The 25,434-nt window shown below is 67.5% G+C and carries 16 protein-coding genes and 1 CRISPR repeat array; of the genes, 6 read left to right on the forward strand and 10 right to left on the reverse strand.

Annotated features, from left to right (window positions below; all coding sequences use genetic code 11):
* Positions 1 to 32: 32 nt before the first annotated feature.
* Genes BKH33_RS06525 through serS form a run of 3 tightly spaced genes read right to left on the reverse strand, consistent with a single transcriptional unit; the run spans position 33 to position 4,148 of the window.
* Positions 33 to 1,682, reverse strand: a complete 1,650-nt coding sequence (locus tag BKH33_RS06525; RefSeq protein ID WP_076070031.1) for an ABC transporter substrate-binding protein — start codon at positions 1,680 to 1,682, stop codon at positions 33 to 35.
* Positions 1,682 to 2,854: an HAD family hydrolase gene (locus BKH33_RS06530; protein ID WP_003783669.1), complete on the reverse strand. Its 1,173-nt coding sequence runs from the start codon at positions 2,852 to 2,854 to the stop codon at positions 1,682 to 1,684. Before BKH33_RS06530 ends, BKH33_RS06525 begins: the two co-directional genes overlap by 1 nt.
* A gap of 13 nt (positions 2,855 to 2,867) precedes the next feature.
* Positions 2,868 to 4,148 (reverse strand): serine--tRNA ligase, encoded by a 1,281-nt coding sequence (gene serS, locus BKH33_RS06535; RefSeq protein WP_043539451.1) that lies wholly within the window; start codon positions 4,146 to 4,148, stop codon positions 2,868 to 2,870.
* Positions 4,149 to 4,695: 547 nt separating this feature from the next.
* Between serS and BKH33_RS06540 the strand changes: the two genes are divergently transcribed.
* Positions 4,696 to 5,640, forward strand: coding sequence for a LysR substrate-binding domain-containing protein (locus BKH33_RS06540; RefSeq protein WP_043539431.1), 945 nt, complete (start codon positions 4,696 to 4,698; stop codon positions 5,638 to 5,640).
* 105 nt (positions 5,641 to 5,745) lie between these two features.
* The gene (locus BKH33_RS06545; protein ID WP_003783622.1) at positions 5,746 to 6,975 is read left to right on the forward strand and encodes a diacylglycerol/lipid kinase family protein; all 1,230 of its coding nucleotides are present in this window, start codon (positions 5,746 to 5,748) and stop codon (positions 6,973 to 6,975) included.
* Positions 6,976 to 7,005: 30 nt separating this feature from the next.
* Here the strand turns inward: BKH33_RS06545 and BKH33_RS06550 are convergent, their stop codons facing one another.
* On the reverse strand, positions 7,006 to 8,409 hold the full coding sequence (locus BKH33_RS06550; protein ID WP_076070035.1) for an amidohydrolase: 1,404 nt from the start codon (positions 8,407 to 8,409) through the stop codon (positions 7,006 to 7,008).
* A gap of 177 nt (positions 8,410 to 8,586) precedes the next feature.
* Positions 8,587 to 9,177 (reverse strand): TetR/AcrR family transcriptional regulator, encoded by a 591-nt coding sequence (locus BKH33_RS06555; RefSeq protein WP_003783677.1) that lies wholly within the window; start codon positions 9,175 to 9,177, stop codon positions 8,587 to 8,589.
* 113 nt (positions 9,178 to 9,290) lie between these two features.
* Between BKH33_RS06555 and BKH33_RS06560 the strand changes: the two genes are divergently transcribed.
* Entirely contained in the window at positions 9,291 to 10,541 is a 1,251-nt protein-coding gene (locus BKH33_RS06560; RefSeq protein ID WP_003783557.1) for an MFS transporter, read from the forward strand.
* Between the two features lie 35 nt (positions 10,542 to 10,576).
* On the opposite strand, the gene efeB is transcribed toward BKH33_RS06560, so the two are convergent.
* The 3 genes from efeB to efeU all read right to left on the reverse strand — a co-directional run bounded on the left by efeB (position 10,577) and on the right by efeU (position 14,448).
* The gene (gene efeB, locus BKH33_RS06565; RefSeq protein WP_003783757.1) at positions 10,577 to 12,100 is read right to left on the reverse strand and encodes an iron uptake transporter deferrochelatase/peroxidase subunit; all 1,524 of its coding nucleotides are present in this window, start codon (positions 12,098 to 12,100) and stop codon (positions 10,577 to 10,579) included.
* 45 nt (positions 12,101 to 12,145) lie between these two features.
* Positions 12,146 to 13,474, reverse strand: coding sequence for an iron uptake system protein EfeO (efeO, locus tag BKH33_RS06570; protein WP_003783779.1), 1,329 nt, complete (start codon positions 13,472 to 13,474; stop codon positions 12,146 to 12,148).
* A 62-nt stretch (positions 13,475 to 13,536) separates the two neighbouring features.
* The gene (gene efeU / locus BKH33_RS06575) at positions 13,537 to 14,448 is read right to left on the reverse strand and encodes an iron uptake transporter permease EfeU (protein WP_003783633.1); all 912 of its coding nucleotides are present in this window, start codon (positions 14,446 to 14,448) and stop codon (positions 13,537 to 13,539) included.
* 480 nt (positions 14,449 to 14,928) lie between these two features.
* Here efeU and cas9 point away from each other — a divergent pair, with 480 nt between their 5' ends.
* Genes cas9 through cas2 form a run of 3 tightly spaced genes read left to right on the forward strand, consistent with a single transcriptional unit; the run spans position 14,929 to position 19,430 of the window.
* A complete protein-coding gene (gene cas9, locus BKH33_RS06580; RefSeq protein ID WP_232621541.1) occupies positions 14,929 to 18,195 on the forward strand; it encodes a type II CRISPR RNA-guided endonuclease Cas9 in 3,267 nt (1,088 codons plus the stop codon).
* Positions 18,196 to 18,204: 9 nt separating this feature from the next.
* Complete coding sequence (gene cas1 / locus BKH33_RS06585) at positions 18,205 to 19,110, forward strand: type II CRISPR-associated endonuclease Cas1 (protein WP_003783712.1); 906 nt, start codon at positions 18,205 to 18,207, stop codon at positions 19,108 to 19,110.
* The gene (gene cas2 / locus BKH33_RS06590; RefSeq protein ID WP_003783550.1) at positions 19,110 to 19,430 is read left to right on the forward strand and encodes a CRISPR-associated endonuclease Cas2; all 321 of its coding nucleotides are present in this window, start codon (positions 19,110 to 19,112) and stop codon (positions 19,428 to 19,430) included. Before cas1 ends, cas2 begins: the two co-directional genes overlap by 1 nt.
* Before the next feature lie 49 nt (positions 19,431 to 19,479).
* Positions 19,480 to 20,027: a CRISPR direct-repeat array (repeat unit 36 nt; unit sequence GAAGTCTATCAAGGGGTCTGGTGACTGAATCCCAGC).
* A 472-nt stretch (positions 20,028 to 20,499) separates the two neighbouring features.
* Here cas2 and BKH33_RS06595 read toward each other — a convergent pair.
* The gene (locus BKH33_RS06595; RefSeq protein WP_003783565.1) at positions 20,500 to 22,065 is read right to left on the reverse strand and encodes an MFS transporter; all 1,566 of its coding nucleotides are present in this window, start codon (positions 22,063 to 22,065) and stop codon (positions 20,500 to 20,502) included.
* Complete coding sequence (locus BKH33_RS06600; RefSeq protein ID WP_003783661.1) at positions 22,062 to 25,232, reverse strand: glycoside hydrolase family 2 TIM barrel-domain containing protein; 3,171 nt, start codon at positions 25,230 to 25,232, stop codon at positions 22,062 to 22,064. The genes BKH33_RS06595 and BKH33_RS06600 overlap by 4 nt, the downstream gene beginning before the upstream one ends.
* Positions 25,233 to 25,434: the final 202 nt, after the last annotated feature.

Here is a 25,434-nt window from a genome sequence, read left to right on the forward strand (position 1 = left end):
CGCTCAGCATTGCCGACGGCGCCCCGCCCCGCCTACTTCTGCTTCGGCCAGGCGGACTCGCCCTGCGCGAGCGCCTCCCGGGCGCTCATCGCCCCGGTCGACCAACGGCTCAGCCCCAGCCACAGGGCGCTGCTGCCGACGCCCACCGGCATCGAGTCCGAGGCATCCATCTCCACGGTCGTCTGACGCGACTGAAGCAACCTGGTGGCGCGCCTACCGACGTCGCTGGGCGCCAGGTCCGGGTCAACCCCCTGATAGGCGGTCGCCACCCCACCCATCGCCATCCGCGTGCGGGCCCAGTCCTGGGAGGTCAGGTACTCCATGACCGCATTGACCGCCTCCGAGCGAGTGAATCCCACGAGGTAGTCGGTGCCCACGAGTACGGCGTCCGAACCGCGGTCCGCCCCCGGGGTGACGAAGGCCGAGACCTTGACCCCGTTCGACGGCGATGCCGACGACGTCGCTGCGGCGGTCTTGGCCTGTGCGGAACCCGTCGGGCTCGCGGAGGCGTCCCCCGTGGCACCCGCGGAGGGGCTGGGCACCTGGACCGTCACCGAGTTGGCGCCGTCGGCGTCGGTGATGGCGGTGCCCTCCGGGAAGCGGCTCTCGAAGGAGGAGGAGGCGTGCAGCATGAGGCAGCTGCCCTTGACCAGGTCGGCCCCGGCCTGCGCGGGAGTCCGCGAGATGATCGAGCCGCGCCCGCCGGCCACACTCCGGTCGGCCAGAACCAGGGACTCAACGGTGTCGAGGGCCTCCACCGCGCCCGTGGAGTCGATGGGCACCCGGTGCGAGGCCCAGGTCTCATAGGCGCCGGAGCCCTGTGTGGAGAGCATGGTGTCCTCGAGCCAGTCGGTCATCACCCAACCGGTGGACTCCCCGTCGGAGGCGCCCACGCACCAGGGCGTCACGGAGCCGTCGGGGTGGTCGGCGCGGACCTTGCGGGTGAGGGCCTCCAGCTCACCCCAGGTGCTGGGCACCTCGTAGCCGGCCTTCTTGAAGGCATCCGGCGAGTACCACACGAGGGACTTCACCGAGGCCATGAGCGGGGCGGCATAGGGCACGGAGGCGTGGATGCCCACCTGGATCCAGTGCCGGTCCCATCCGGCCTCCACGTTGCTGTTGACCGTATTCGGCAGCGGGTGGACCACGCCGGTGTCAACGAGCTCGGCCACCATGCCCGGCTGCGGCACGATCGCCAGGTCGGGCAGGTTCTCGGGGTTGTCCTGGCTCGACGGCGAGGCCCCCTTGCTGGTGGACAGGTCCGCACCCGAGCCGTTGAGCAGCTGGGAGCGCAGCTCGGAGGTGCCGGTGTGCTCGACGGTGATCCCCGTGCACTTCTCGAACTCGGCCACGGAGGCCTCGAAGCGCTCGGCCTCGGTGCCGGTCAGGCTGCTGGAGACGGTGACGGTGGTGCCCTCGTGCCCCTGGTAGGCCTTGTAGGCGGCGCAGCCCGTGGCCGACGCCGAGCCGGCCCCGCCGGCCGAGCAGGCGGCGGTGGCGGCGGCTGCCAGCATCAGGGCGCTGGCCGCCGCGAGGAGGCGACCGCCCCGCCGCAGCCGCCCGGTGGGGCGCCGGCGTCCCGTGACCGCCTCACCGGGCGGACCGATGGTGCGACCGGCGTCGTCGGTGGAATTCTGACCGTTGAAGTTGTGGTGGGAGACAGGGAGAGGGGACTGTCGCATCAGGGGTGCCTTACTCGTTCTATGAGAGCGTCCAGGACGGCGGCGCAGCCGTCCCGCCACACGGGCTCGGTCAGGATATCGCCGCGGTCGCGCACCCACTGCGGCGCGCTGCCCATGACGACGCCAGTCCCGGCCCACTCGATCATCTCGACGTCGTTGGAACCGTCCCCGACCGCGAGGGCGCGGGCGGGGTCAGCGCCCAGGCGGGCGAGGAGCGCCTCGAGGGCGGAGGCCTTGGTGACCCCCTCGGGGGCGACGTCGAGCCAGGCCGTCCAACCGATGGCGTACTCCACCGAGTGCAGCCCGGAGTCGGCCACGATCTCGGAGAAGCGCTCGACGGACATGCCCGGGGCCCGCAGGACCACGCGGGTGACGGGCTGGGAGACGAGCTCGGCCATGGTGACGACCTGCTGATCCTCAATAAGCTCGCCGTCGGGGAAGAGCCGGGAGACCTTGAAACCGATGCCGGGGTCCTCGACGGCGAAGATCCCGTCAGGAACGGCGGCGTGCAGAGTCTCGATGGCGGTGCGCGGGTCGAAGGTGCGCGAGTCGACCACCTCGTAGCCACCGGGGACGTCCGGGTCGAGCCGCAGGGTCAGGGCACCATTGGCGCAGACCATCCAGCCGGTGCTCAGCCCCAGATGGCGCACGACCGGCATGGCGGCGGCGATCCCGCGCCCGGTGGAGATGACCACGGGGACCTCGTGGGCGCGCAGGCGGGCGATGGAGGCCATGACCCGCTCCGAGACGCGCCCGTCCATGTCGAGGATGGTGCCGTCGACGTCGAGGGCGACGACGAGCCCGTCGCCCGGAGCGAGCCGGGCTCCACCGGCGGCCTCCAGGGAGTCGAGGTCCCGCATCCGGTCCTGGACGAGGGCGTGGTACTCCTCGTGGTTCAGGGCCCGACGGCGCAGCACGCGCCTTCCGGCGGCCCCGGAACCGGCCTCCTCCGTGGGCTCGGAGCTGCTCTCGTGGTTCTCGAGGTACTCCGTGGAGCCACCCAGGCGGGTCAGGGGCTGGCCGGCCGGAGCGATCCCGGTCTCGGGGTTGACGGCCGGACCGTTGCCCGTGGGCTCCGGGCTGACGGTGCCGCCCGCGGCGCCCGCAGCACCGGCGGTGTCCAGCAAGGGCTCCGGCGTCGTCGGCGAGGAGGACGAAGGCGTGGGGCTCATGATGGAACCCGCCTCAGGCGACGGCACTGGCGGGCTCGATGACCTCCAGGCCGCCCAGGTAGGGGCGCAGGCCCGCCGGCACGCGCACCGAGCCGTCGGCCTGCTGGTGGTTCTCCAGGATGGCGACCATCCAGCGGGTGGTGGCCAGGGTCCCGTTGAGGGTGGCCACGGGGCTCGTGCCTCCCTCGCGGCGCTCGCGCACGGCCAGACGGCGGGCCTGGTAGGTGGTGCAGTTGGAGGTGGAGGTGACCTCCATCCAGCGCTGCTGGGTGGGCAGCCAGGCCTCGCAGTCGAACTTGCGGGCGGCCGAGGAGCCCAGGTCCCCGGCAGCGGTGTCGATGACCCGGTAGGGCAGCTCGACCAGGGCCAGCATCTCCTCCTCCATGGCCAGGAGCCGGGCGTGCTCGGCCTCGGCGTCCTCGGGCCGGCAGTAGGAGAACATCTCGGCCTTGTTGAACTGGTGGACGCGGATGATGCCGCGGGTGTCCTTGCCGGCGGCACCGGCCTCGCGCCGGTAGCAGGTGGACCAGCCCATGTACCGCTTTGGGCCGGCGGACAGGTCGAGGATCTCGTCTGCGTGGTACCCGGCCAGGGCCACCTCGGAGGTACCGGTGAGGTAGAGGTCGTCGGCGGGCAGGTAGTAGATCTCGTCACTGTGGGCGCCCAGGAAGCCGGTACCGCCCATGACCTGCGGGGTGACGAGGGTGGGCGTGGTCATCGGGGTGAAGCCATGGGCGACGGCGGCGTCCAGGGCCGCCGTCATGAGCGCCAGCTCCAGGCGCATGCCCCAGCCCTTGAGGTAGTAGAAGCGGGCACCGGAGACCTTGGCGCCGCGGCGGGTGTCGATGATGTCCAGGCCCTCGCCGATCGCCAGGTGGTCGGCGGGCTCGAAGCCCTCGGCGTCGAAGTCGCGGGGCTCACCGCCCTCGTGGCGCAGGACGACGTAGTCCTCCTCCCCTCCCGACGGCGCCCCCTCGATGAGATTGGCGAACTGACGGGCCAAGGCGTCGAGATCGGCGGCGGCGGCCGAGGAGGCTGACTCAGCGGCCTTGACCTGCTCGGCGAGCTCCTTGGCACTGGCGAGGATCGCCGGGCGCTCCTCGGGCGAGGCCTTCCCCACGGAGCGAGAGACGGCCTTCTGCTCGGCGCGGAGGTTCTCGAAGGCGGCCAGCGCCTGACGGCGGGTCTCGTCGGCGGCGATGACGCGGTCAACGAGATCGACGTCGGCACCACGGGCTCGCTGGCTGGCGCGGAAGGGCTCGGGGTTCTCACGAAGCGCACGCAGGTCGATCATGCCCCTGAGTGTAGTCAGGACCGCGCCGAAGGCCGCACCCGGGTCACCTTCCGAACGCAGCCGGCCCTCGGCCGGACGTCGGAGACGATCAAGAAGGATCCTGGAGACGGACAAGGTCACAGGCCAGTGGCGCAACCGACACTCCGGGAGAACGGCCCCGGATCGACGTCGGATCGCCCCCGAATCCACCCCACCGTCGAGGTGGCCTCAGGGCCGCGAAGGCCAGCATTTTACCGGAAGATCGGGGCCGAATGACAGGCGTGTGACTCATACATGCTTCTCCCCGAGTACACCACCCCGAAACGGCGAACGTGACCCACTTCCTACTACCAACGCAATCCACCTGTGAATAGAATCCATTTCAATCGGTGTACCCTATAGTTCCCGACGGTGTTTCCGTGCCGCCATGTTGGAGGCCCGCCCGCACCGCCCCCACACCACTCTCCCCACCTTCCCGGCCAGTCGTCTGCCTCCGATTTTCTGTCACTCCGTCATATCAGGCTCGCCGATCGCAGTGGTGCGGGCCCCGACCACAGGACCACAACTCATGCCGATCTCATCATCTCCGTCCTTCTCTCAGTTACGGGCCTTCGTGGCCCTGTGTGACCACCAGCACTTCGGTGAGGCCGCCACCGCGCTCGGCGTCAGCCAGCCCAGCCTGTCCCAGGCCATCACCGCCCTGGAGAAGCGTGTTGGCGGCGAGCTGGTGGAGCGCACCACCCGCCGCGTTCTCGTAACCTCTTTGGGCGAGGCCCTCCTGCCCTTCGCGCGCGACGCCGTCCTGGCCGCCGAGGCCTTCAACGAGGCCGCCTCCAGCCAGGGGGCCGCCCTGAGCGGCACGATGCGCCTGGGCATCATCCCCACCATCGCTCCCTACCTGGCACCCATCCTCCTTGACGGTCTGCGCGAGGCCCTGCCTCAGATGGAGCTGGACCTGCGTGAGATGGTCACCGGGGACAACCTCGACCAGCTCGCCCAGGGACGCCTCGACGCCGCGATCATCTCCCTGGAGGACGACCTGCAGCGCACCACCGCGATCCCGATGTTCGACGAGCAGCTCGTCATCCTCACCGCCGCGGATCACCCCTGGGCCGGCCGCACGGACGTGAGCCCGGCCGAGCTCGACAGCCAGCCCCTCCTGCTGCTCGACGAGGGCAACTGCCTGCGTGACCAGACCCTGTCCCTGTGCCAGCGCTACGGCACCCAGCCGCCGATCGCGGTGGCCACCACCCTGTCCACAGTGACCCGCATGGTCGCCCACGGCTCCGGCGTGACGGTCATCCCCGAGGGGGCGCTCCAGTTGCTCACCCCCTCCACGGAGTACGGCGTCGCCCGCTTCGGCGGCGAGGTGCCGCTGCGCCGTATGGGTCTGGTCCACCGGGTCTCCTCCTCCCGCGGCGCCGACTTCGCCCAGCTGGCCAGCCTCATCTCGCGTCTGGTGAGCGAGACCGACCTGCCCACCATCCCGGTCAAGCCCTTGGCCGCGGCCTGAGCGCGGCCTGGGGCTCCGCCCCTGCACCGGGCTCACATCGTCTTGGGTTCGTCTCCGCGGCCCCAGGACCGTGACCGAGGCTGCATGGGCGGCTAACCTGCCCCTATGACCGGCTTCACCGACGGCGGGACCCGGACCACGACGCGCCCCGGCCAGCCGTTGGCCTGCGTCATCATCAACCCCTCCAAGCGTCGCACCACCACCGCGGTGCGGGGTGTGCTGGAGCGCGAGCTGCGTGAGGCCGGGTACGCCGGACCGGTGTGGCTGGAGACGAGCGTGTCCGAGCCCGGCACCATGCAGGCGCGCCTGGCCCTGGCCGCCGGGGCCCGGCTGGTGGTGGCCGCAGGCGGCGACGGAACCGTGCGCTCGGTGGCGGCCGGCGTGGCCGGTACGGAAGCGCGGATGGGCATCATCCCCCTGGGTACGGCGAACCTGGCGGCCCGCAACCTCGGGGTGCCGGTCGGCGCCCCGAGGGCGGCGGCTCGAGTGGCCGCCCACGGGGTCGACCTGCCCGCCGACCTGGCCTGGGTGAGGACCGAGGCCTGGACCGCTCCCGACGTCGGGCCGGGCAGGACCGAATCCGCCGAAACCACCGGTGAGGCGGACACGCTGGGCGGCGACACCGCCACCAACGCCCCCTTTCCTGACGGCTCGCCTCCCTCAACCGACCCGACGGGCGCAGCCGATACGACCACCTCCCCACGGCTGTCGGCCGAGGCCGCCCGAGCGGTGCGCACGATCCAGCGGGCGACCCGCAAGCCCCGTCAGTGGGCCCGCCCCACACTCGGTGACGAGCACGCCTGCATGGTGGTGGCCGGGATCGGTTTCGACGCCGGGCTGGTGGCCTCCACGCGCCCGGCCCTCAAGGCGCGAGTCGGCTGGGGCGCCTACGCCCTGGCGGCCATGGAGAACCTGGGCTCACCGCGCATGGACCTGGTGCTCAGTCTCCTGGACGAGACCGGCCAGCGGCGCGTGGAGCGCCTGAGAGCCCGCAACCTGCTGGTGGCCAACGGCGGTCGCCTGCCGGCCGGGATCACCCTGCTGCCCGAGGCGCGCACCGACGACGGCCTGCTCGACATCGCCGCCATCGACACGGTGGCGGGCCTGGCGGGCTGGAGCTCCCTGGCGCGCCAGGTGCTGCCGCCCTACGCAGCGCGCTACTCCGAACCGAGTCGCTCCCTGGGACGGGTGGTGCTGCGACGCGGCGGGGAGGTGGCCGTCCAGCTCTCGGCGCCGGCCCTGGTGGAGGTCGACGGCGACCTGCTGGCGCCCACGCAGGGCATGCGGGTGCGCATCGACCCCGGGGCGCTGCTCATCCGCCGCCCGCCGACCTGAGAGCCGGAGCGGCCGGAGCGGCGCCCCGGCTCACTCCTCCCAGAAGCCGGCGACGTCGATCGCCCCGCCGGTGGCCTCGAAGTCGGCGCGGACGGCCCGGCGCAGCTCGGCGTCGTGCAGCCAGTCCAGGGCCACGGCGGCCAGCCCATAGGCGCCGTCAAGCGCGGCCGCGTCCCCGGTGGGGGCGCCGGCAGCCTCGGTCATGGCGCGGGTGTGGAGGGCGACGTCGGGCCGGTCGGTGACCTTGATGAGCGGGTGGATGCCGGGCACGCGCTGGGAGACGTTGCCGAAGTCCGTGCCGGCGGCGATCGTCTCAGGAAGGACCCCGGGGGCCAGGGGGTCGCGGCCCCGCTCGCGCTGGGAGCGCGCCCAGGAGGCGAGCAGGGGGCCGTTGTCGCGCACGGGGACCTCGTTGCTGTCCTCGGAGGTGAGGATCTCGACGCCGGTTCCGGTCATGAGGGCTGCGCCGTGGAGGACCTCCTCGACCCGCTCGGTGATCTCCTTGAGGGTCTCGAGGTACTTGGAGCGCACCATGATGGACAGCTCGGTGCGCTCGGGGATGATGTTGGGGACCTGGCCGCCGTCGGTGATGATGGCGTGGAGGCGGTCCATGGGGAGCATCTGCTGGCGCAGCAGGCCGATGCCGGTCAGGGCCAGGGTGGCGGCGTCCAGGGCGTTGCGGCCCATGAAGGGCTGGGAGGCGGCGTGGGCGGGCACTCCGTGGAAGACGACCTCCATGCGGCGCACCCCGAGCCAGGTCTGATGAGTGACGTCATGGGCGTATGAGTGGGTCTGGATGGCGGCGTCGACGCCGTCGAGCATGCCGCGCACGGACAGGATCTCCTTGGCGGTCGAGTTCTCCTCGGCGGGCGTGGTCTGCAGGACGACGCGGCCGGGAAGGGCTCCGGGGCGGGTGCAGGCCAGGGAGGCCAGGGCGAGGAAGGCGCCCACGGAGTTGGCGCACATGACGTTGTGGCCGCAGCCGTGGCCGATGCCGGGCAGGGCGTCGTACTCGGCGAGGATCGCGATGGTACCGGCCGGCTGACCGGCGTCTCCGGCCGCTGCGTCAGCGGCACCGGCCCCGACGGTCCCGGAGATCTCGGCGCGCAGGGCGGTGTCCATGCCGTAGACGCCGACCTCGGGCTCGATACCGTGGCGGCGCAGGAGCGCGGCGACCGTGGCGACGGCGTGGTGCTCCTCGTAGCCGGTCTCGGGGTGAGCGTGGATGTCCTGGGAGAGCTCGATGATCTGCGGGGCCAGCTCGGCGACAGCCTCCCCCAGGGCGGCGCGCAGGTCGGCGGGGGCTCCGGCGTCGTCGGGCAGGACCGGGGCCGGGCCGACGACGCCGCGGCGCTCCTCGGTCTCGGCGATCATGCGCTCCTGGATGGCGCCGGAGGGGGTGGTGGGGCGGGTGAGGTCATTCAGGTCGCGCATAGGGCAATCATGCCCAGCCGACGCCCGTATTGCACGGGGGTCGGGTTCCCCTGGCCAGGGCATGGGTGCACTCCACGAAGATCCGGACCCCGCGCAGTATGGACGGCTCCCGGCCAGTACGACCCGAGGCTCGTGCAGTAGCCACCGGGGGCCGCACACCACCCAGGTTCTCGGCGTCTACTCGCGGGGCGCGGCGAGCCGGCGGGCCGCTTCGACGACGACGGCGCGCCGGCGATCATGCTCCTCCTCGTCCAGGGGCCCGCACAGCATCCGCGCCACCTGGGGCGCAGTGGACCACCAGCCCGTCAGGGACATGATCATGAGCATGAGCGCACCGGGGTCGACGTCGCGGGTCAGGGCGCCGGAGTCCTGACCGCTGCGCATCCCGGCGATCTTGCGCTGGTAGTGCTCCCGCCGCAGCTCCTCCTCCGGCACCTCGTCGTCGAAGGTGAGAGCCTCCCAGCACAGCAGCCGGATGAGCTCGGGGCGTTGCCGGTGGTAGTCGTACAGGCGCCCGGCGTAGTCCCCCACATCCTCCCCCTCGTCGAAGGCGGGAGGCACGGCCTCGGCCACCTTGGTCAGCTCATCGCGCAGGACTGCGGAGAACAGGCGGTCCTTGGAGCCGAAGTAGTTGTAGACGCGCTCCTTGTTGACCCCCGCCCGCTTGGCGATGCGTTCGACGGTCGTCCCCGCGGGCCCGTGGCGGGTGAACTCGGCCGTGGCGGCATCCTTGATCTTCCGCTTGGTCCCCTCGGTATCCCAGGCCATGACGCCTTCTCCCGTATCCGCGAGCGCCAGCAGCAAACTCCAACGCTACCGTTGCAACTACCTCTCCAGTCTACTAGGGTCATTTCCAACGCTTACGTTGGAAAGGGGTTCTCATGTCTCCTGCGCACCGACCCGATCAGCATCCCGACGTCGCCCACTCCCCCGAGCCGTCCGCCCAGTCGACGACTCGGCCGGCCTCCCCCGCCTACCCCGCCGGCAGCAGCGCCACCGCGACTCTCGTGGTCACCGCACTGCTCGTCCTCACGCAGCTCTATGCAGCCATCCCCCTGCTCGCCCCGATCTCGGCCGATCTCCACGGCAACGCCACTGTCGCCCTGTCGACGGCCTTCAGCCTCACCTACGCCGCGGGCTTCCTCATCTGGGGGCCGGTCTCCGACCACTACGGCAGGAGAAGGACGATGGCGCTCGCGCTGGGGATCCTCACTGTCTCCACCGGCTGCTGCGCCCTGGCCCCGTCCCTGCCGGCACTCGCAGCCCTGCGCGCGATTCAGGGCCTGAGCGCCTCCGGCTTCGCACCCGTGGCCCTGGCCTACCTGTCCGAGGCGCTGGCGCCGCACAGGCGGGCCGGGGCGATCGGGGCGATGTCGACGTCGTTCCTCGTGGCGGGCATCGTCGGCCAGGTCCTGGCCTCGCTGGTCGCACTGCACCTGGGGTGGCGATGGTTCTTCCCCCTGTGCGGCGGGCTGCTGGCTGTGGCCCTGGCGGCCGTCCTCGCCGTCGTGCACGACGCCGCTCACGCCTCCGGCCCCTCGGGCTCCTCGCTTCGGGGGCAGTTCGCATCGCTGGGACGGCTTGCGCTCAGACCTGCGGTTCTGGCGCTCAGCCTGGCGCACGTCACGCTACTCATGGTGTTCGTCGCCATGTACACGGGGATCGGCGGCCACCTGGAGTCGCTGGGCATGCGGCCTTCGACGATCATTCTCATCCGCCTGGCGGCCCTGCCGGCCATGTTCCTCAGTCTCGGCGCCGGCCGGTTCGCCGCAAGGCGGTCCTGGGCGCAGATAGCGCGGCTCGGCTTCGGAGTGTCGGCGTTGGGCATGCTCGGTGAGGCCCTGCTCGCGGGCAGCCTGGCGGGCCTGGTGGCCGCCAGCGTCGTCTACGTGGCCGGGGTCGCGCTGGCCGCGCCGGCGATGATCAGCCTCTACGGACAGGTGTCCGCCCCCAACCGCGGCAGCGGCATGGCACTCAACGGGTTCATCCTGTTCGTCGGCACGAGCGCCGGCCCGCTCCTGGCGACGTCGTCGCCCACCTTCCGAGCCCTGACCTTGGCACTGACCGGGATCCTGGTCCTGGCACTGGCCGCGGTCACCGCGTTCAAGGCGCTGGCCGGCGCCGACCACTGAACCACCCGCACTGCGGGAGCCGCCCCGCCTCGACTTCAGCTGAAGAGCGAGGCGGCCACCATGGTGTCGCCCTTCTCGATGCCCGGCGGGATCGCGAACAGGGCCGAGGCCTCGTGCTTGAGGTACTCCTGGAGGGCGTCGCTCTTGGTCATGCGGTCCAGGATCGGGTAGAAGTTCGTCCGCGGGTCACGTACGAAGGCGATGAAGAACAACCCGGTCTGCAGCAGCCCCAGGGAGTCGGAGCCGTCGGTGTAGTTGTAGCCGCGGCGCAGCATCCGGCGCCCCTGGTTCTGCTCCGGTGAGACGACGGCGATATGCGCGTCGGCCGGCACGAGCGTCTCGCCCTTGTCGTCCTTGGCCGCGTAGTCCACGGTCGTGAACTCCTCGGAGGACTTCGTGGGGTTGGCGATGCTCAGCGGCGCCCCGTAGCGCTTGTCGCGTCCCATGGTCTGCTCCTGCTCGATGAGCCGCAGGCGATCCCAGACCTCGGCGAGCATGCGGATGCGCCGCGCCACGTAGTAGGTGCCACCGGCCATCCAGGACGCCGCGGCGTCGTCGCCCGGCTGGACCCACAGGTGCTCGTTGAGCTGGTCGGCGGGATCCTCGGCCTTGATGTTGTTGGTGCCGTCCTTGAAGCCGAACAGGTTGCGCGGCGTCTCCTGGTCCACGGAGGTCGACGACGTCCGCCCGTAGCCGACCTGGCTCCACCGCAGGGTGGCGGTCCCGAAGGCGATACGGGTGAGGTTGCGGATCGCGTGGACGCAGACCTGGGCGTCGTTGGAGCATGCCTGGATCAGCAGGTCGCCGTCCGACTGGGCGGCGTGGAGCTGGTCGCCGGAGAAGGAGGGCATGCCCTCCTTGAGAATCGCCGGCATCTTGGCGGCCAGGCCGAAGCGGTCCTTGCCATCGGCGTCGACGAACAGGCCCTTGCCCACGCCGAAGGTGATGGTCAGGCCGTTGGGCTTGTAGCCCCAGGCCTCACCGGTGTCCTTGGGCGGCAGCTGCTTGTTGGAGCTGGGCTGGCCCCCGATGAGCTCGCCGGCGGTCATCTGCTCGGCGGCCACGGCCCAGTCGGACAGGAGGGTTTTCAGCTCCTCGACGTCGGTGGTGGAGACATCGAAGGCCGCGGTGAACATGTTGTCCTGGGCGGGGGTGGTGATCCCCGCCTGGTGGTCGCCGCGGAAGGGGTAGGTCGTGAGGATGGCCTCCTCGGGTCGCTGGGAGGCCTCCCAGGCGCGCCCACCGGCGACACCGGCCAGGCCCGCGAGCGCGGCCCCCAGGCCCGCGCCGGTGAACATGGCGCGGCGGCTGGTTCCCTTGCCGCCGGGCTTCCCAGTCCGTCCAGGTTTCCCGGACTCATCCGGCCTCCCCGGCTTTTCATCCTTATCGGACGTGCTGGCGTCCTCAGACTGTTCCGCCGCGCCCGAGGCCAGAGAGCCGTCACCCGGGTCTTCCGACGTCGGGGCCTGCGACTCCTGCTGCGCCTGCGCCGCCTCCGCGGCGGTCGCGTCATCCGCGACCGGGGAGGTCTCCGGCTCGTCGACCGGCTTGCCACTCACTGCTGACTCCTTCCAGGGCGTCCGGGTTGCTCTGGCCTCGCGGCCTCAGAGGATGGTCCCGGCGACCTTGGACAAGGACTCGCTCAGGGCGTTGACGGCGTCGGAGAACTTGCGCTGCGTGTCGGTGTAGGAGTTCTTGTCCGGAGCCTCGCCGGCGTCCTTCTGCACCGCAGCGATGGTGGAGTAGTCCGCGTAGGTGGGCTCGCCGTTGGCGGCCTTCCCGGAGACGTGGGCCTCGACGAGCTTCTCAACCGCCGCGAACTGGGTGGTGATCTTCTCGGCGAGCTTGGCGTCCTTCTTCTTCATGAGGTCCTCGACATTGCCGTAGGCGACCTTGGCGCCCTCAACATTGGCCTTGAAGTCGTAGAGGTCAGTGTGGGAGAAGGTCTCCTCCTCGCCGACGATCTTGGTGGTGGCGACCTCCTCGAGGAGGGAGGAGGCGCCGTTGGCAACGTCCTCGAGCCCGAGCTCGAACTTCTTCCCACCGGTGCCGGTGATGTTTCCGTAGACGAGGTCGTAGAGTGACTTGGTGTCGGTGTTGAGCTGGTCGGCCACCTTCTTGCGGGCGGCGTCGTCGGCGAACTTGAAGGGGCTGGAGGAGTCCTGGACCCACAGGTCGGCCTCGATGCGGTGCCATCCGGTCCAGCCGGAGATGACCTCCTTGTCGGTGACGGCCTTACCGGCACCTGCGGCAAGGTCCTGGACGCGGGTGTCCAGGGCGCTGTCGAGGTCTCCGGCCTCCTTGACGCCGAAGGACTCGGCGGTGGGCTCGATGCGCTCGTAGAACTGGCGCGCCAGCGGGTAGAGGCTCTTGGCAGTGGCGGTGTCGCCGGAGGTGTAGGCAGTGACGAAGCTCTGGGTGGCGGTCAGGAGCTGGCCGGCCTGATCACGCACGTAGGCGGTGTAGTTCTTGACGGCGTCCTCGCGCGCCTTGGCCTCATCGGCGCTGACGTCGACGGCGGCGCCCTTGGTGATCTTCAGCTCGGTGACACCCTTGAGCTCGCCGACCATGTTGGGCTTGCAGGCCGCGTAGCAGGTGCCCTCCTTGAGGGAGGTGGTGAGCTTCGTGGTGGTGCCGGGGCCGATGTTCTCCTGCTCGGAGATGATCTGGAGCTTGTCCTCGGTGAGAACCTCGAACTCGTTGGGCACCGTGCCGGAGTTGGTGATGGTGAAGGTGACGACACCCGAGGGGAAGGACGTGGACGAGAGCTTGCAGGAGTCGTCGGTGAGGGTCACCGTGATCTCCTGGGCCTTGCCGGATCCCGAGGCACCGCCCTTGGCGTTCTTGGGGTTGTCGGCGCAGGCTGCCAGACCCAGCCCCATGGCGGTCAGAGGAAGCATGGCGAGCACGTTGCGTCGCTTGATGGTGGGCATCTGTCTTTCCTTTACGAAGAAGCGGTGGTGGATCAGGGGTGGGTCAGGGTCTGTGGAGGCGGTCAGGAGGCCTCGACGGCGTCGACGGAGGCCTGCGCGCCGGCGTCGACCTTCTCGATGCCGTCCTTCTGGCGCGGCGCGGGCCACCGCCCCATGATCTGGAGGGTGAGCAACACGAGGGTCGGCACGATGTAGAGGCACCAGCCCAGCACCTGCAGCACGGAGGGCTGGAGGTTGAGCTGGAACATGGCCTCGAGCAGCACGTAGAGCCAGTGGAGGGGCGAGGTGTTGGCCGGCAGGTAGGAGGACAGGTCCCAGGCGTGGCTTGTGTGGCCGGGCAGGAGGCCCGCCTCCTGGAGGTCGCCGATGCCGTAGGCGACGATGCCGGCGGCCACGACGATGAGGAAGTAGCCGGTCACGGCGAAGAAGATGCGGAGGTTGATGCGCACCGCGCCCTGGTAGATGAGGACGCCCAGCACAATGGCCAGGACGAGGCCCGTGACGACGCCCGCCGTCGTCTGCATGATGGAGGTCTCGATGCTGGAGCGCACGGTGGCCCACACGAACAGGGCCGTCTCCACGCCCTCGCGCCCGACGGCGACGACGGCGATCCAGACGACGCCCCAGCCGGAGCCGCCCTCGGCGAGAGTCTTGGACAGCGAGCCCTCCAGCTCGCCCTTGAGCTCGCGGGCGTTCTTCCCCATCCAGAAGATCATCCAGGTCACCAGGCCGACGGCGACGAAGGACAGGAGGCCTCCGAGGATCTCCTGGGCCTGGAAGGTGAGGGTCTTGGGCCCCCAGGTCATGATGGCGCCGGCGACCAGTGGGACCAGTGCCGCCAGCCCGACCCCCAACCACAGCTTGGGCAGGGCGTCCCGGCGGTCGGACTTGACCAGGTAGGCGACGATGATGCTGACAACGAGTGCCGCCTCCAGGCCTTCCCTCAGGGCAATGAGCAGGTTGGCGAGAAACACTCGACCTCCACGTCATGTATCAATCTCAGATCACTACGGTCGAGGTAAGCCTAGCCTTAGACGATCTCATCACCAAAGACTCACGTTTATCGCGCTCATGTGGGATGAAGCCCAGTTTCGTCGGTCACACCGACCCACGTCGCTCTGGGGTACTCCGGGGGCACTCCACAGTCTCCACGGGACGTTCGCCCGGTCGGGCACGCCTGGCGGCCGACACAAGACCCTGACACCCGCACCCTTCCACCACTTCCAGCGCCCGCACACCGAGACTCTCTCAAGACCGAGGATCCAGCCCTGGTAGTGCTATACTGGTAGCGACTGAATTCCTAGTAACCTTCGCCATGTTTGCGGAGTGGACTGCTCCACCGCCTAGCCGGTCTGACTGCCCGATCTCACATCGAGACCGGGCAGTTTTTTACGTCAACCTCACGATGAGCCCGAGTGTGGTATGCATCTCTCATGTCTGCTCACCACCTTCGCGTGGGGATCGACGTCGGTACCCATTCAGTCGGGCTCGCAACGCTGCGGGTTGACGACCACGGTACCCCCATCGAGCTCCTTTCAGCACTGTCACACATCCACGACTCCGGGGTCGGCAAGGAAGGGAAAAAGGATCACGATACTCGTAAGAAGCTCTCCGGCATCGCCCGCCGCGCCCGGCGCCTGCTGCATCACCGACGCACACAGCTCCAGCAACTTGACGAGGTGCTGCGCGACCTGGGCTTCCCGATCCCCACGCCAGGAGAGTTCCTCGACCTAAATGAGCAAACCGACCCGTACCGGGTGTGGAGGGTGCGTGCCCGATTGGTCGAGGAGAAACTCCCCGAGGAGCTGCGCGGCCCGGCCATCTCCATGGCAGTGCGCCACATTGCGCGGCACCGGGGGTGGCGCAACCCGTACTCGAAGGTTGAATCGCTGTTGTCACCCGCAGAGGAATCCCCGTTCATGAAGGCATTGCGTGAGCGCATCTTGGCGACCACGGGCGAGGTTCTTGACGACGGCATCACCCCCGGGCAGGCGATGGCCCAGGTGGCGCTAACCCACAACATCAGCATGCGTGGCCCGGAGGGTATTCTCGGCAAGCTGCATCAGAGCGACAACGCCAATGAGATCCGGAAGATCTGCGCCCGACAGGGCGTCTCTCCCGATGTCTGCAAGCAGCTACTGCGAGCCGTTTTCAAGGCGGATTCTCCACGTGGCTCAGCCGTCTCCCGTGTGGCTCCCGACCCGCTTCCCGGTCAGGGCTCCTTCCGGCGCGCGCCGAAGTGCGATCCGGAGTTCCAGCGCTTCCGGATCATCTCCATCGTCGCCAATCTCCGCATCAGCGAGACCAAAGGAGAGAATCGGCCGCTGACAGCGGACGAGCGCCGCCACGTGGTCACCTTCCTCACGGAGGACTCGCAAGCCGACCTGACCTGGGTTGACGTGGCCGAGAAACTAGGCGTGCATCGCAGGGACCTACGAGGAACCGCTGTACACACAGACGACGGCGAACGATCTGCGGCAAGGCCGCCCATCGACGCCACAGACCGCATCATGCGCCAGACCAAGATCAGTTCACTAAAGACCTGGTGGGAGGAGGCTGACAGCGAGCAGCGGGGCGCCATGATTCGTTACCTCTACGAAGACCCTACCGACTCGGAGTGCGCCGAGATCATTGCCGAGCTGCCGGAGGAGGACCAGGCTAAGCTCGACTCCCTCCACCTTCCAGCCGGCCGCGCGGCGTACTCGCGGGAGTCATTGACGGCTCTCAGTGACCACATGCTTGCGACGACTGACGATCTGCACGAGGCACGTAAGCGGCTCTTCGGCGTCGATGACTCATGGGCTCCTCCAGCTGAAGCTATAAATGCTCCGGTTGGCAATCCGTCCGTCGACCGGACTCTCAAAATCGTCGGACGGTACCTCTCTGCGGTCGAAAGTATGTGGGGTACACCTGAGGTCATTCACGTGGAGCATGTTCGTGACGGGTTCACCAGCGAGCGCATGGCAGACGAGCGAGATAAGGCGAACAGGCGTCGCTACAACGACAACCAGGAAGCGATGAAGAAGATTCAACGCGACTACGGCAAGGAGGGATACATAAGCCGAGGTGACATCGTGCGCTTGGACGCCTTAGAGTTACAAGGATGCGCCTGCTTGTACTGTGGGACGACAATCGGTTACCACACATGCCAGCTGGACCACATCGTTCCTCAGGCTGGCCCAGGATCGAACAATCGCCGCGGGAATCTTGTGGCTGTCTGCGAGCGCTGCAACCGTTCGAAGTCTAACACCCCATTCGCAGTGTGGGCACAGAAGTGCGGGATCCCTCACGTCGGAGTGAAGGAAGCTATTGGTCGAGTGCGAGGCTGGCGCAAACAGACTCCTAACACATCATCCGAAGACCTGACACGCCTTAAGAAGGAGGTCATCGCTCGTCTTCGGCGCACCCAGGAGGATCCGGAGATCGATGAGCGCAGCATGGAGTCTGTGGCTTGGATGGCCAATGAGCTGCACCATCGCATTGCGGCCGCCTATCCCGAGACCACTGTCATGGTCTACCGAGGCTCTATCACCGCAGCAGCTCGCAAGGCGGCCGGCATCGACTCCCGCATCAACCTGATCGGAGAGAAAGGACGCAAGGATCGAATCGACCGCCGACACCACGCTGTGGACGCGAGTGTTGTGGCACTCATGGAGGCAAGTGTTGCCAAGACCTTGGCAGAACGATCAAGTCTTCGCGGGGAACAGCGACTCACTGGCAAGGAGCAGACCTGGAAGCAGTACACGGGCTCGACCGTGGGGGCGCGAGAGCACTTCGAGATGTGGCGGGGCCACATGCTTCATCTCACCGAGTTGTTCAACGAGCGCCTGGCAGAAGATAAAGTGTACGTCACCCAAAACATTCGCCTTCGACTATCTGACGGCAACGCACATACTGTTAATCCGTCAAAATTAGTCTCCCACCGCCTCGGCGACGGATTGACAGTGCAGCAGATCGACCGCGCCTGCACTCCCGCACTGTGGTGCGCACTCACTCGGGAGAAGGACTTCGACGAGAAGAACGGTCTTCCCGCACGGGAGGACCGCGCGATCAGAGTTCACGGTCACGAAATTAAGTCTTCCGACTACATTCAAGTATTTTCCAAACGAAAGAAGACAGATAGCGATCGAGACGAGACCCCCTTTGGGGCTATCGCCGTGCGCGGCGGATTCGTTGAAATCGGGCCATCAATTCATCACGCCCGCATCTACCGTGTCGAGGGCAAGAAGCCCGTCTACGCGATGCTCCGCGTCTTCACTCATGACCTGCTCAGTCAGCGGCACGGGGATCTCTTCTCTGCAGTCATCCCACCCCAGTCGATCAGCATGAGGTGCGCTGAGCCGAAGCTTCGGAAGGCCATCACCACAGGCAATGCCACCTATCTGGGATGGGTCGTGGTGGGTGACGAACTGGAGATCAACGTTGACTCCTTCACAAAGTACGCCATTGGGCGTTTCCTTGAAGACTTTCCCAACACCACACGCTGGCGCATATGTGGTTACGACACCAACAGTAAGCTGACATTGAAACCAATAGTCCTTGCCGCGGAAGGATTAGAGAATCCAAGTAGCGCCGTGAATGAAATCGTTGAACTCAAAGGATGGCGAGTCGCCATTAACGTACTGACCAAAGTACATCCTACTGTTGTTCGGCGCGACGCCCTAGGGCGCCCTCGGTATTCCAGCAGATCTAATCTCCCAACCTCCTGGACTATCGAGTGAGGATGGCCGATGGACTCAGCCTGGCGCATCATTGACTGTTCGTCGCTGGAGGGGCGCATCACCGCGGATCGCGGAGCAATCTGCATCCACCAGGATGACGGCGGTGAGCATCGGGTCCCGACAGCCGATGTGGCGGTGATCCTCATGGGCCCCCACGTGAGCTTCTCGACGGCTGTCGTGCATCGTCTAGGCGCGGATGTCGTCGTGCTGTTCTGCGACTGGCGGGGCGTCCCCGAAGGCGCCGCCTATCCGTGGCATGAGCATGGTCGCGTTGGGGCCAGGCAGCTGGCGCAGTCGCAGCTCTCTGAGCCGCGGCGGAAGAATGCTTGGGGTCGCCTGGTAAGAGCGAAGGTGTTGGGGCAGGCGACTGTTCTGCTTCAGAAGGATCGTCCTGCGGCGGCCCGGCTCAAGGAGATGGCGCGTTCGGTGCGCTCGGGTGACCCGGAGAATGTCGAGGCCCATGCCGCTCGCCTGTACTGGTCCCGGCTGTTCGCCTCCGAGGGTGTTTTTCTCCGGCGCCCGGAGGCGGAGGATCACCGCAACAGCTGCTTGAACTACGGCTATGCAGTCCTGCGCGCTCACGGGATCCGAGCGGTGGTGAGCGCCGGGCTTAGCCCGACGCTCGGGCTGTTCCATCACGGACGCGGCAATATGTTCAACCTGGTGGATGACATCATCGAACCCTTCCGTCCTGCGGTGGATGATGCTGTGCTGCATCTGGATCTTGATGCGAGTCCCGCTGAGCGGCAGGTGAAGCAGGTTCTGGTTGCTGCAGTGCAACAGCCGTTCCGTGACGACGGCGCTACGCTCCCAACCGTCTTGGAGGAGCTGGCTCAGCACTTGGGTCAGTACTGTGAGGGGGACCGAGCCCGCTTGGATGTCCCATCTTGGACCGGACCTAGGCGTGAGTCCTGATGGCGGATGATCCAGTGTGGTGCGTGGTCATGTTCGATCTGCCGGTTGCGACGAAGGAGCAGCGCAAGGAGGCGACTCGTTTCCGGCACCTTCTCCTGGATGAGGGTTTCTGGATGCTCCAGTACAGCGTCTACGTCCGTTACTCCCCAACCGTGGCCGGCGAGCCTCGCAGGGTGGGCTCGATCAAGAGTAGCCTGCCGCGCGGAGGTGAGGTGAGGATGCTGTATGTCACCGACCGCGAGTGGTCGCGCACGCTCTGTTTCCGCAACGAAGAGCCCGTTGAGCCTGAGTCAGAGCCCCAACAGCTCATGATCTTCTGACCTCTGACGAGGTGTTTACGCTGGTCAGACCCCCTTGACAGACGTTTCTGAAGTCTATCAAGGGGTCTGGTGACTGAATCCCAGCCCAGGCTTCTCGTTGCTGACCGTGACCGGAAGTCTATCAAGGGGTCTGGTGACTGAATCCCAGCGCCAGGGAACGCGCCGTGATGAGCAGGGGAAGTCTATCAAGGGGTCTGGTGACTGAATCCCAGCACATGCCCAAGTCCTGGCGCCGTGACTTGAAGTCTATCAAGGGGTCTGGTGACTGAATCCCAGCGAAGGGGCCAGGCCCGACGGTCAGTCCTGAAGTCTATCAAGGGGTCTGGTGACTGAATCCCAGCGCATGCTGTTGTCCTCTTTCCAGTGCTCGAAGTCTATCAAGGGGTCTGGTGACTGAATCCCAGCAGCCTGACTCCATGGCGATGAAGACCGAGAAGTCTATCAAGGGGTCTGGTGACTGAATCCCAGCGTGGCGTCGATGCCGGCGCGGCGTAGGGGAAGTCTATCAAGGGGTCTGGTGACTGAATCCCAGCTTGTGCCCGAAGACCCCACGCAGCAACGGAAGTCTATCAAGGGGTCTGGTGACTGAATCCCAGCGGCGAGGTGACATGTGCTCAGGGCGGCGGGGGCTCCGGCGTCGTCGGGCAGGGCCAGTGCCCGGCCGACGACGCCGCGGCGTTCCTCGGTCTGGCGAGCATGCGCTCCTGGATGGCGCCGGAGGGGACGGTGGGGCGGGTCAGGTCGTTCAGGTGGCGCGTGAGTCCATCGTGGCCCAGCCACCCGCGCCGCGGGAGCCACCACCCCATCGAGGACTTACTTTCGGCACCAGGACTGCGTTCTCCCCCAGAAGACGGCGGGGAAACCCCAGTAGCCTGGAGGACAACGCAGTGCTCGATCGGAAAGTAAGTCCTCGGTGGCGACGCAGGCGAAGACAACACGACGGGCAGCGCGCCAGCGGAGAAGAACTCCGCCTGCACTCCGCCCCTGGGAAGGCGGGTGGGGGCGAGGGCGCACGGTCCGTGTCGCCTCAGTCTCGCCCCCACCCGTGAGTCACGCCGCTCACGCAGCCTCAGCTCGTCGAGTCCTCGCCCTCCGAGGTGCCCACCGTGCCATCCGAGCTTCCGACGACATCACCCCCACCGACGGCGCCGCCGGCCTCACCTAAAACCACGGAGCCCCCGCCGGCCACCCCGACGCCGACCTCCGCCTCGGCCCGCGTATCGGCCTCCTCCTTGAGCCGGGTGTTGACCTTCTCGACGTCGAGCCGCATGAGCAGGAAGAGGATGAGCGCGTTGGCCACGAGCGGCAACCACACGTACATGACGTAGATCATCTGGATGGCGGACTCCGGCTGGACCTTGAGGTTCCCGTCGTACCCGGAGGCGGCCAGCAGCCACCCGGAGAGGGCCGTGCCGAGGCCGCCGCCCACCTTCACGCCGAGCGAGGTGCAGGAGAACATGAGCCCGTCGATGCGTTTGCCGGTGCGCAGCCAGGTGTTCTCCGAGGCCTCGGCGATGAGGGCGTTGAGCGTGCCCTGCAGCGAGCTCATACCCAGAGCCGCGACCCCGGAGAAGAACAGCATGAGCGCAAGGCTGTCCATGTAAGCGGCCACGAGTACCCCGAGCCGCCCCAGGGTCGCGATGACATAGCCGATGATGTTGATCCGGTACATGCCTCCGAACCGGCTCACCACCAACGGCGTGATGAGGAGCCCGATCATGAGGGGGACATAGATGGACCAGGCGAAGGTCTTCAGCAGGTCCTCATCGCCCAGCACGTACTTCATGAAGTAGATGCCCATGTTGAGCATGGCCGTGAAGATCTGGGTGAGGAGGAAGACGATGAGGATGATGAGGTAGTACTTGTTGGACACGAGAATCTTGGCCGACTCCCCCACCGAGAGCTTGTCCTCCTGGGGCTCGTCCTCACCCTCCAGCTCCTCGGGCGGCAGCTCCTTGACCGAGAACACTAAGAGCGTGTTGACCGCCAGGCCGAGCAGCGCGTAGATGATCGCCATCGTCCGCCAGCCGCTCGCGCCGCCACCGAACAGGGCCACACCACCCACCGTGGCGCTCTGGATGAGCAGGTTCGTCCCGAAGGCGAACACGAAACGGATGGAGCCCATCTGCACGCGCTCAGCCCCGTTGCGGGTGATGAGAGCGGTCAGCGAGGAGTAGGCGATGTTGTTGGCCGTGTAGAACACGGCGTTGAGCAGCGTGTAGGCGATGAAGAACCAGGCGTACTTAGCAATGTTCCCCAGGCTCGTGGGGATCGCGAAGATCGCGATGATCAGGATGGCACAGCCCACGAACCCCCAGAGCATCCACGGGCGAGCTTTACCCATCCGCGTGTTGGTGCGGTCCAGCAGCGTCCCGAAGATGAGGTCGGAGAATCCGTCGAAGATGCGGGAAACCATCAAAAGCGTGGCGACGACGCCCGCATCCAGCCCGACGGTGTCCGTCAGGTAGATCATGACGAAGGAGGTCAGCAGGACGTAAACGACGTTGCCGGCGACGTCGCCCGATCCGTAGCCCACCTTGTTGTACCACTTCAGGTACTTCCTCTCGCTGGCCGCCTCCAGTCCGATTCCTGCTGCGGGGGCGCCGGTCTTCTTGCCGGCAGAGTCGCTGCTCATAGCGTCACCTCGTTGTGAGTGCTGGTGTGGGAGACAAGGGGGTTGAGCAGGAGATGGAGCTCCATCCCCAGCTCCTGGCTGTCGACCTGGTAGCGGGGCCGCAGGGCGGGCCCGCAGCTGTTGGATCCGATACCGGCCATGGCGGCGTCGAGGCACAGGACCGTGCTGCCCGACGGCGTCAGATCGGTGTTGCGGTGCCGCGCGGCCAGCTCCTCCTGCGTGTAACGGGAGGCGTTGAAGGAGAAGGGGGTCGGCCCGACGACGGCCAGGCTCAGCCCGCCTCCGGAGACGATCACCTTGTTGCAGTCGGCGTGGCTGCCGTTCTCCTGGGGCCGGATGTAGTCCTCGTGGAGGTCGACGACCTCGGCGCTGAAGGCCCCGTGGTGGCTGGCGCGGCGCTTGTCGACGTAGCTCTCCTGCGGGCCCAGTCCGTAGTAGTCGACCTGACTCATGGACTCGGGCAGGAAGAGGCGCAGCCCCAGGCGCGGCAGGCTCGGGAAGCCCAACGTCCGGCGCAGCCGCATTCCCAGACTCAGGACGCCGTCGTCGGTGAGGCTCCAGAGAAGTCGCCCGTGCAGAGCGGGCTGGACCGAGGGCGCCACGAGGCCGACGTCGGCGCTGACGGTGACCCGACCGGGCTCCTCATCGACCTCGACGCCGTAGGCGCGGGCCACGGCCTGGTGGTAGTGGGCGCGTTCCCACTCCAGGCGCACGTGGCGGTCGTTGTCGGTGGGCGCCCGCCAGATGTTGAGCTCGACCGGGCGGTCCAGGAGCTCGCGCCCCTCGGTGGACAGCGAGACGGGCAGGCCGGTGCGCATGTCGATGGCGCAGCTCAGCCTGTCGCTGTCGATCTCGATCCGAGTGCCCTCACGTCTGACCGGAAGTCGGGTCTCACCGATAGGGCGGTTGGCGAGCGCGGCGACCCACCGGTGGCGCCTGTCGGCGTTGCGCAGGGCGATCTCGTCGAAGCCCAGGACGTGGCCGGCGGCCAGCAGCGAGTCCGGGCGCGCGAGCCGGTAGGTGACCAGCAGGTGGCAGCGGCCGGTGGGCGGGACATTCGGCTCGCAGCGCAGCATGACGCTCGTGTGCGGCGGGACGGGCTCAACCAGGTCGAGGTCCTCGCGGTCCACGACGACGCCGTCGCACCGCACCTCGTAGGAGATGCGCAGGTACTGGGACAGGTCGGTGTGGTCGAGGTCGTTGTGGATGGTGAGCAGACCCTCGTCCTGGTCGTACTCGATGACGCGGGCGGGGCGCTGGACGTTCTTGAGCTCGGCCAGGCCGGGGTGGGGGACACGGTCGGGCGAGACGAGCCCGTCGACGCAGAAGTTGCCGTCGTGGACGGCCTCGTCGTGGTCGCCTCCGTAGAGGTGAACCGGCCGGCCGTCATCACTGGTCCCGGCGGTGACCGCATGGTCGCACCACTCCCACACGAAGCCGCCGCACATGCGCTCGTCGGCCCGGATGATCTCCCAGTAGTCCTCGAGGTCGCCGGGGCCGTTGCCCATGGCGTGGCAGTACTCCACGAGGATGAAGGGCTTGTCCGGATCGGAGTCCAGGTAGTCGCGGATCTCCTCGATGGCCGGGTACATGCGGCTGTACAGGTCGATGCAGGAGTAGTCGTAGCGGCGCTTGGAGTCGCGGTAGTAGGAGCTCTCGTAGTGGGTGAGCCGCGTGGGATCGAAGTCCTTGACCCAGAAGAGCGCCGCCTCGAGGGTACAGCCGTAGGAGCACTCGTTGCCGGCGGACCAGGAGATGATGCTGGGACGGTTCTTCTCGCGGTGGACGCACAGCCTCATGCGGTCGACGGTGGCCTCGGTCCACTCGGGGTTATCGGCGATGGGCTCGTTCCAGTGCTCGACCTGGTTGTCCCAGGAGGGGTCGGCCAGGAACCGGCTCTGGGTGCCGTGGCTCTCGTTATCGGCCTCGGACATGACGTAGAAGCCGTGCTCGTCGCACAGCTGGTAGAAGCGCGGGTCGTTGGGGTAGTGGGAGCTGCGCACCGCGTTGATGTTGTGCTCCTTCATCAGGCGCAGGTCCCACAGCATGTGCTCCAGGTCGACGACAGGGCCGGTGGCGGGATCGGAGTCGTGCCGGTTGACACCGCGCAGGGTGATGGGATGGCCGTTGAGGCGGACGACGGCGTCGCTCACCTCGACCTCGCGGATGCCCACCCGGTCGGTGATGACCTCGTCGGGCGTGGTGATGACCAGGGTGTAGAGGTAAGGATCCTCGGCGCTCCACAGGTAGGGGGCCTCAACGTTCAGACGGGTCCGGTGGGTGTAGCCGTCGTCGCCGGCGAAGGGCTCCAGCTCACCGGCGGCCACCACTGCACCGTCGTGGTCGACGAGCTCGACGGAGGTGGGGACGGGCCCGCCCCGGTAGGCGCCCTGGATCTTGATGAGGGCGGCGGACGGGCCGGCGTCGAAGCCGGTTCCAGCCACCGGGCCGAGCGAGGTGGTGGTGACGTAGTCGAACAGGACGGCGGCCGGGCGGCTCAGGAGGTAGACGTCGCGGAAGATGCCGCTGGTGCGGAACTTGTCCTGGTCCTCCAGGTAGGTGCCGTCGCACCACTTGAGCACCAGGACGGCCAGACGGTTGGCGCCGGGACGGACGAGCTCGGTGACATCGAACTCCGCGGAGGCGTGGGAGACCTGGCTGTAGCCGACGTAGGTGCCGTTGAGCCACACGTAGAAGCAGGAGTCCACGCCCTCGAAGGTCAGGTAGGTGCTGGGGGCGGCGGGGTCCGGGGTGTACTCGAAGTCGCGGATGTAGGCGCCGCAGGGGTTGTCCTGAGGCACGTAAGGCGGGTCGAAGGGGATGGGGTAGCGGACGTTGGTGTACTGGTGGTGGTCGTAGCCCAGGTGCTGCCAGGTACTGGGCACCTGAATCATGGTGAAGCCCTCCGGAACGGCGGCGGGGCTCTCCTCGCCGTGCTCGTCGTCGGTCTCGGGGGCCTTCTCCTCCCAGAAGGGCTCGGTGAGCTCGTGGACGCTGGGCAGGTAGCGGAAGGCCCACCGGCCGCTGAGCAGGTGGAAGCGGTCGGAGTCCTCCCGCCTCCAGGGGCTGGTGGCGGTGGCCCGGGAGGCGGGCACGTAGTAGGAGCGCGGCGGCAGAGTGTGCTCGTGGAGGACGTCGAGGTCCTCGAAGTGTCTAGGAACGATCATTGTTCGGCTCCCCAGGGGGTTGACGGGAACAGAGGACGCGCAGCAGTGCAACGTCTGCTTGTTGACGTTAACATAGTAGATGAGATCTGCTCCAGTGAGGCAGATCTACTCCCAAGATTCTGACTCCACCGACCTCAAAGGCGGATCGATATGGTAACGTCATCACATCGTCAGGATGCGGTTACCCCTGACAATCCTGATA

Origin of the sequence: Actinomyces naeslundii (genome assembly GCF_001956585.1) — a bacterium.
Taxonomy (GTDB): domain Bacteria; phylum Actinomycetota; class Actinomycetes; order Actinomycetales; family Actinomycetaceae; genus Actinomyces; species Actinomyces naeslundii.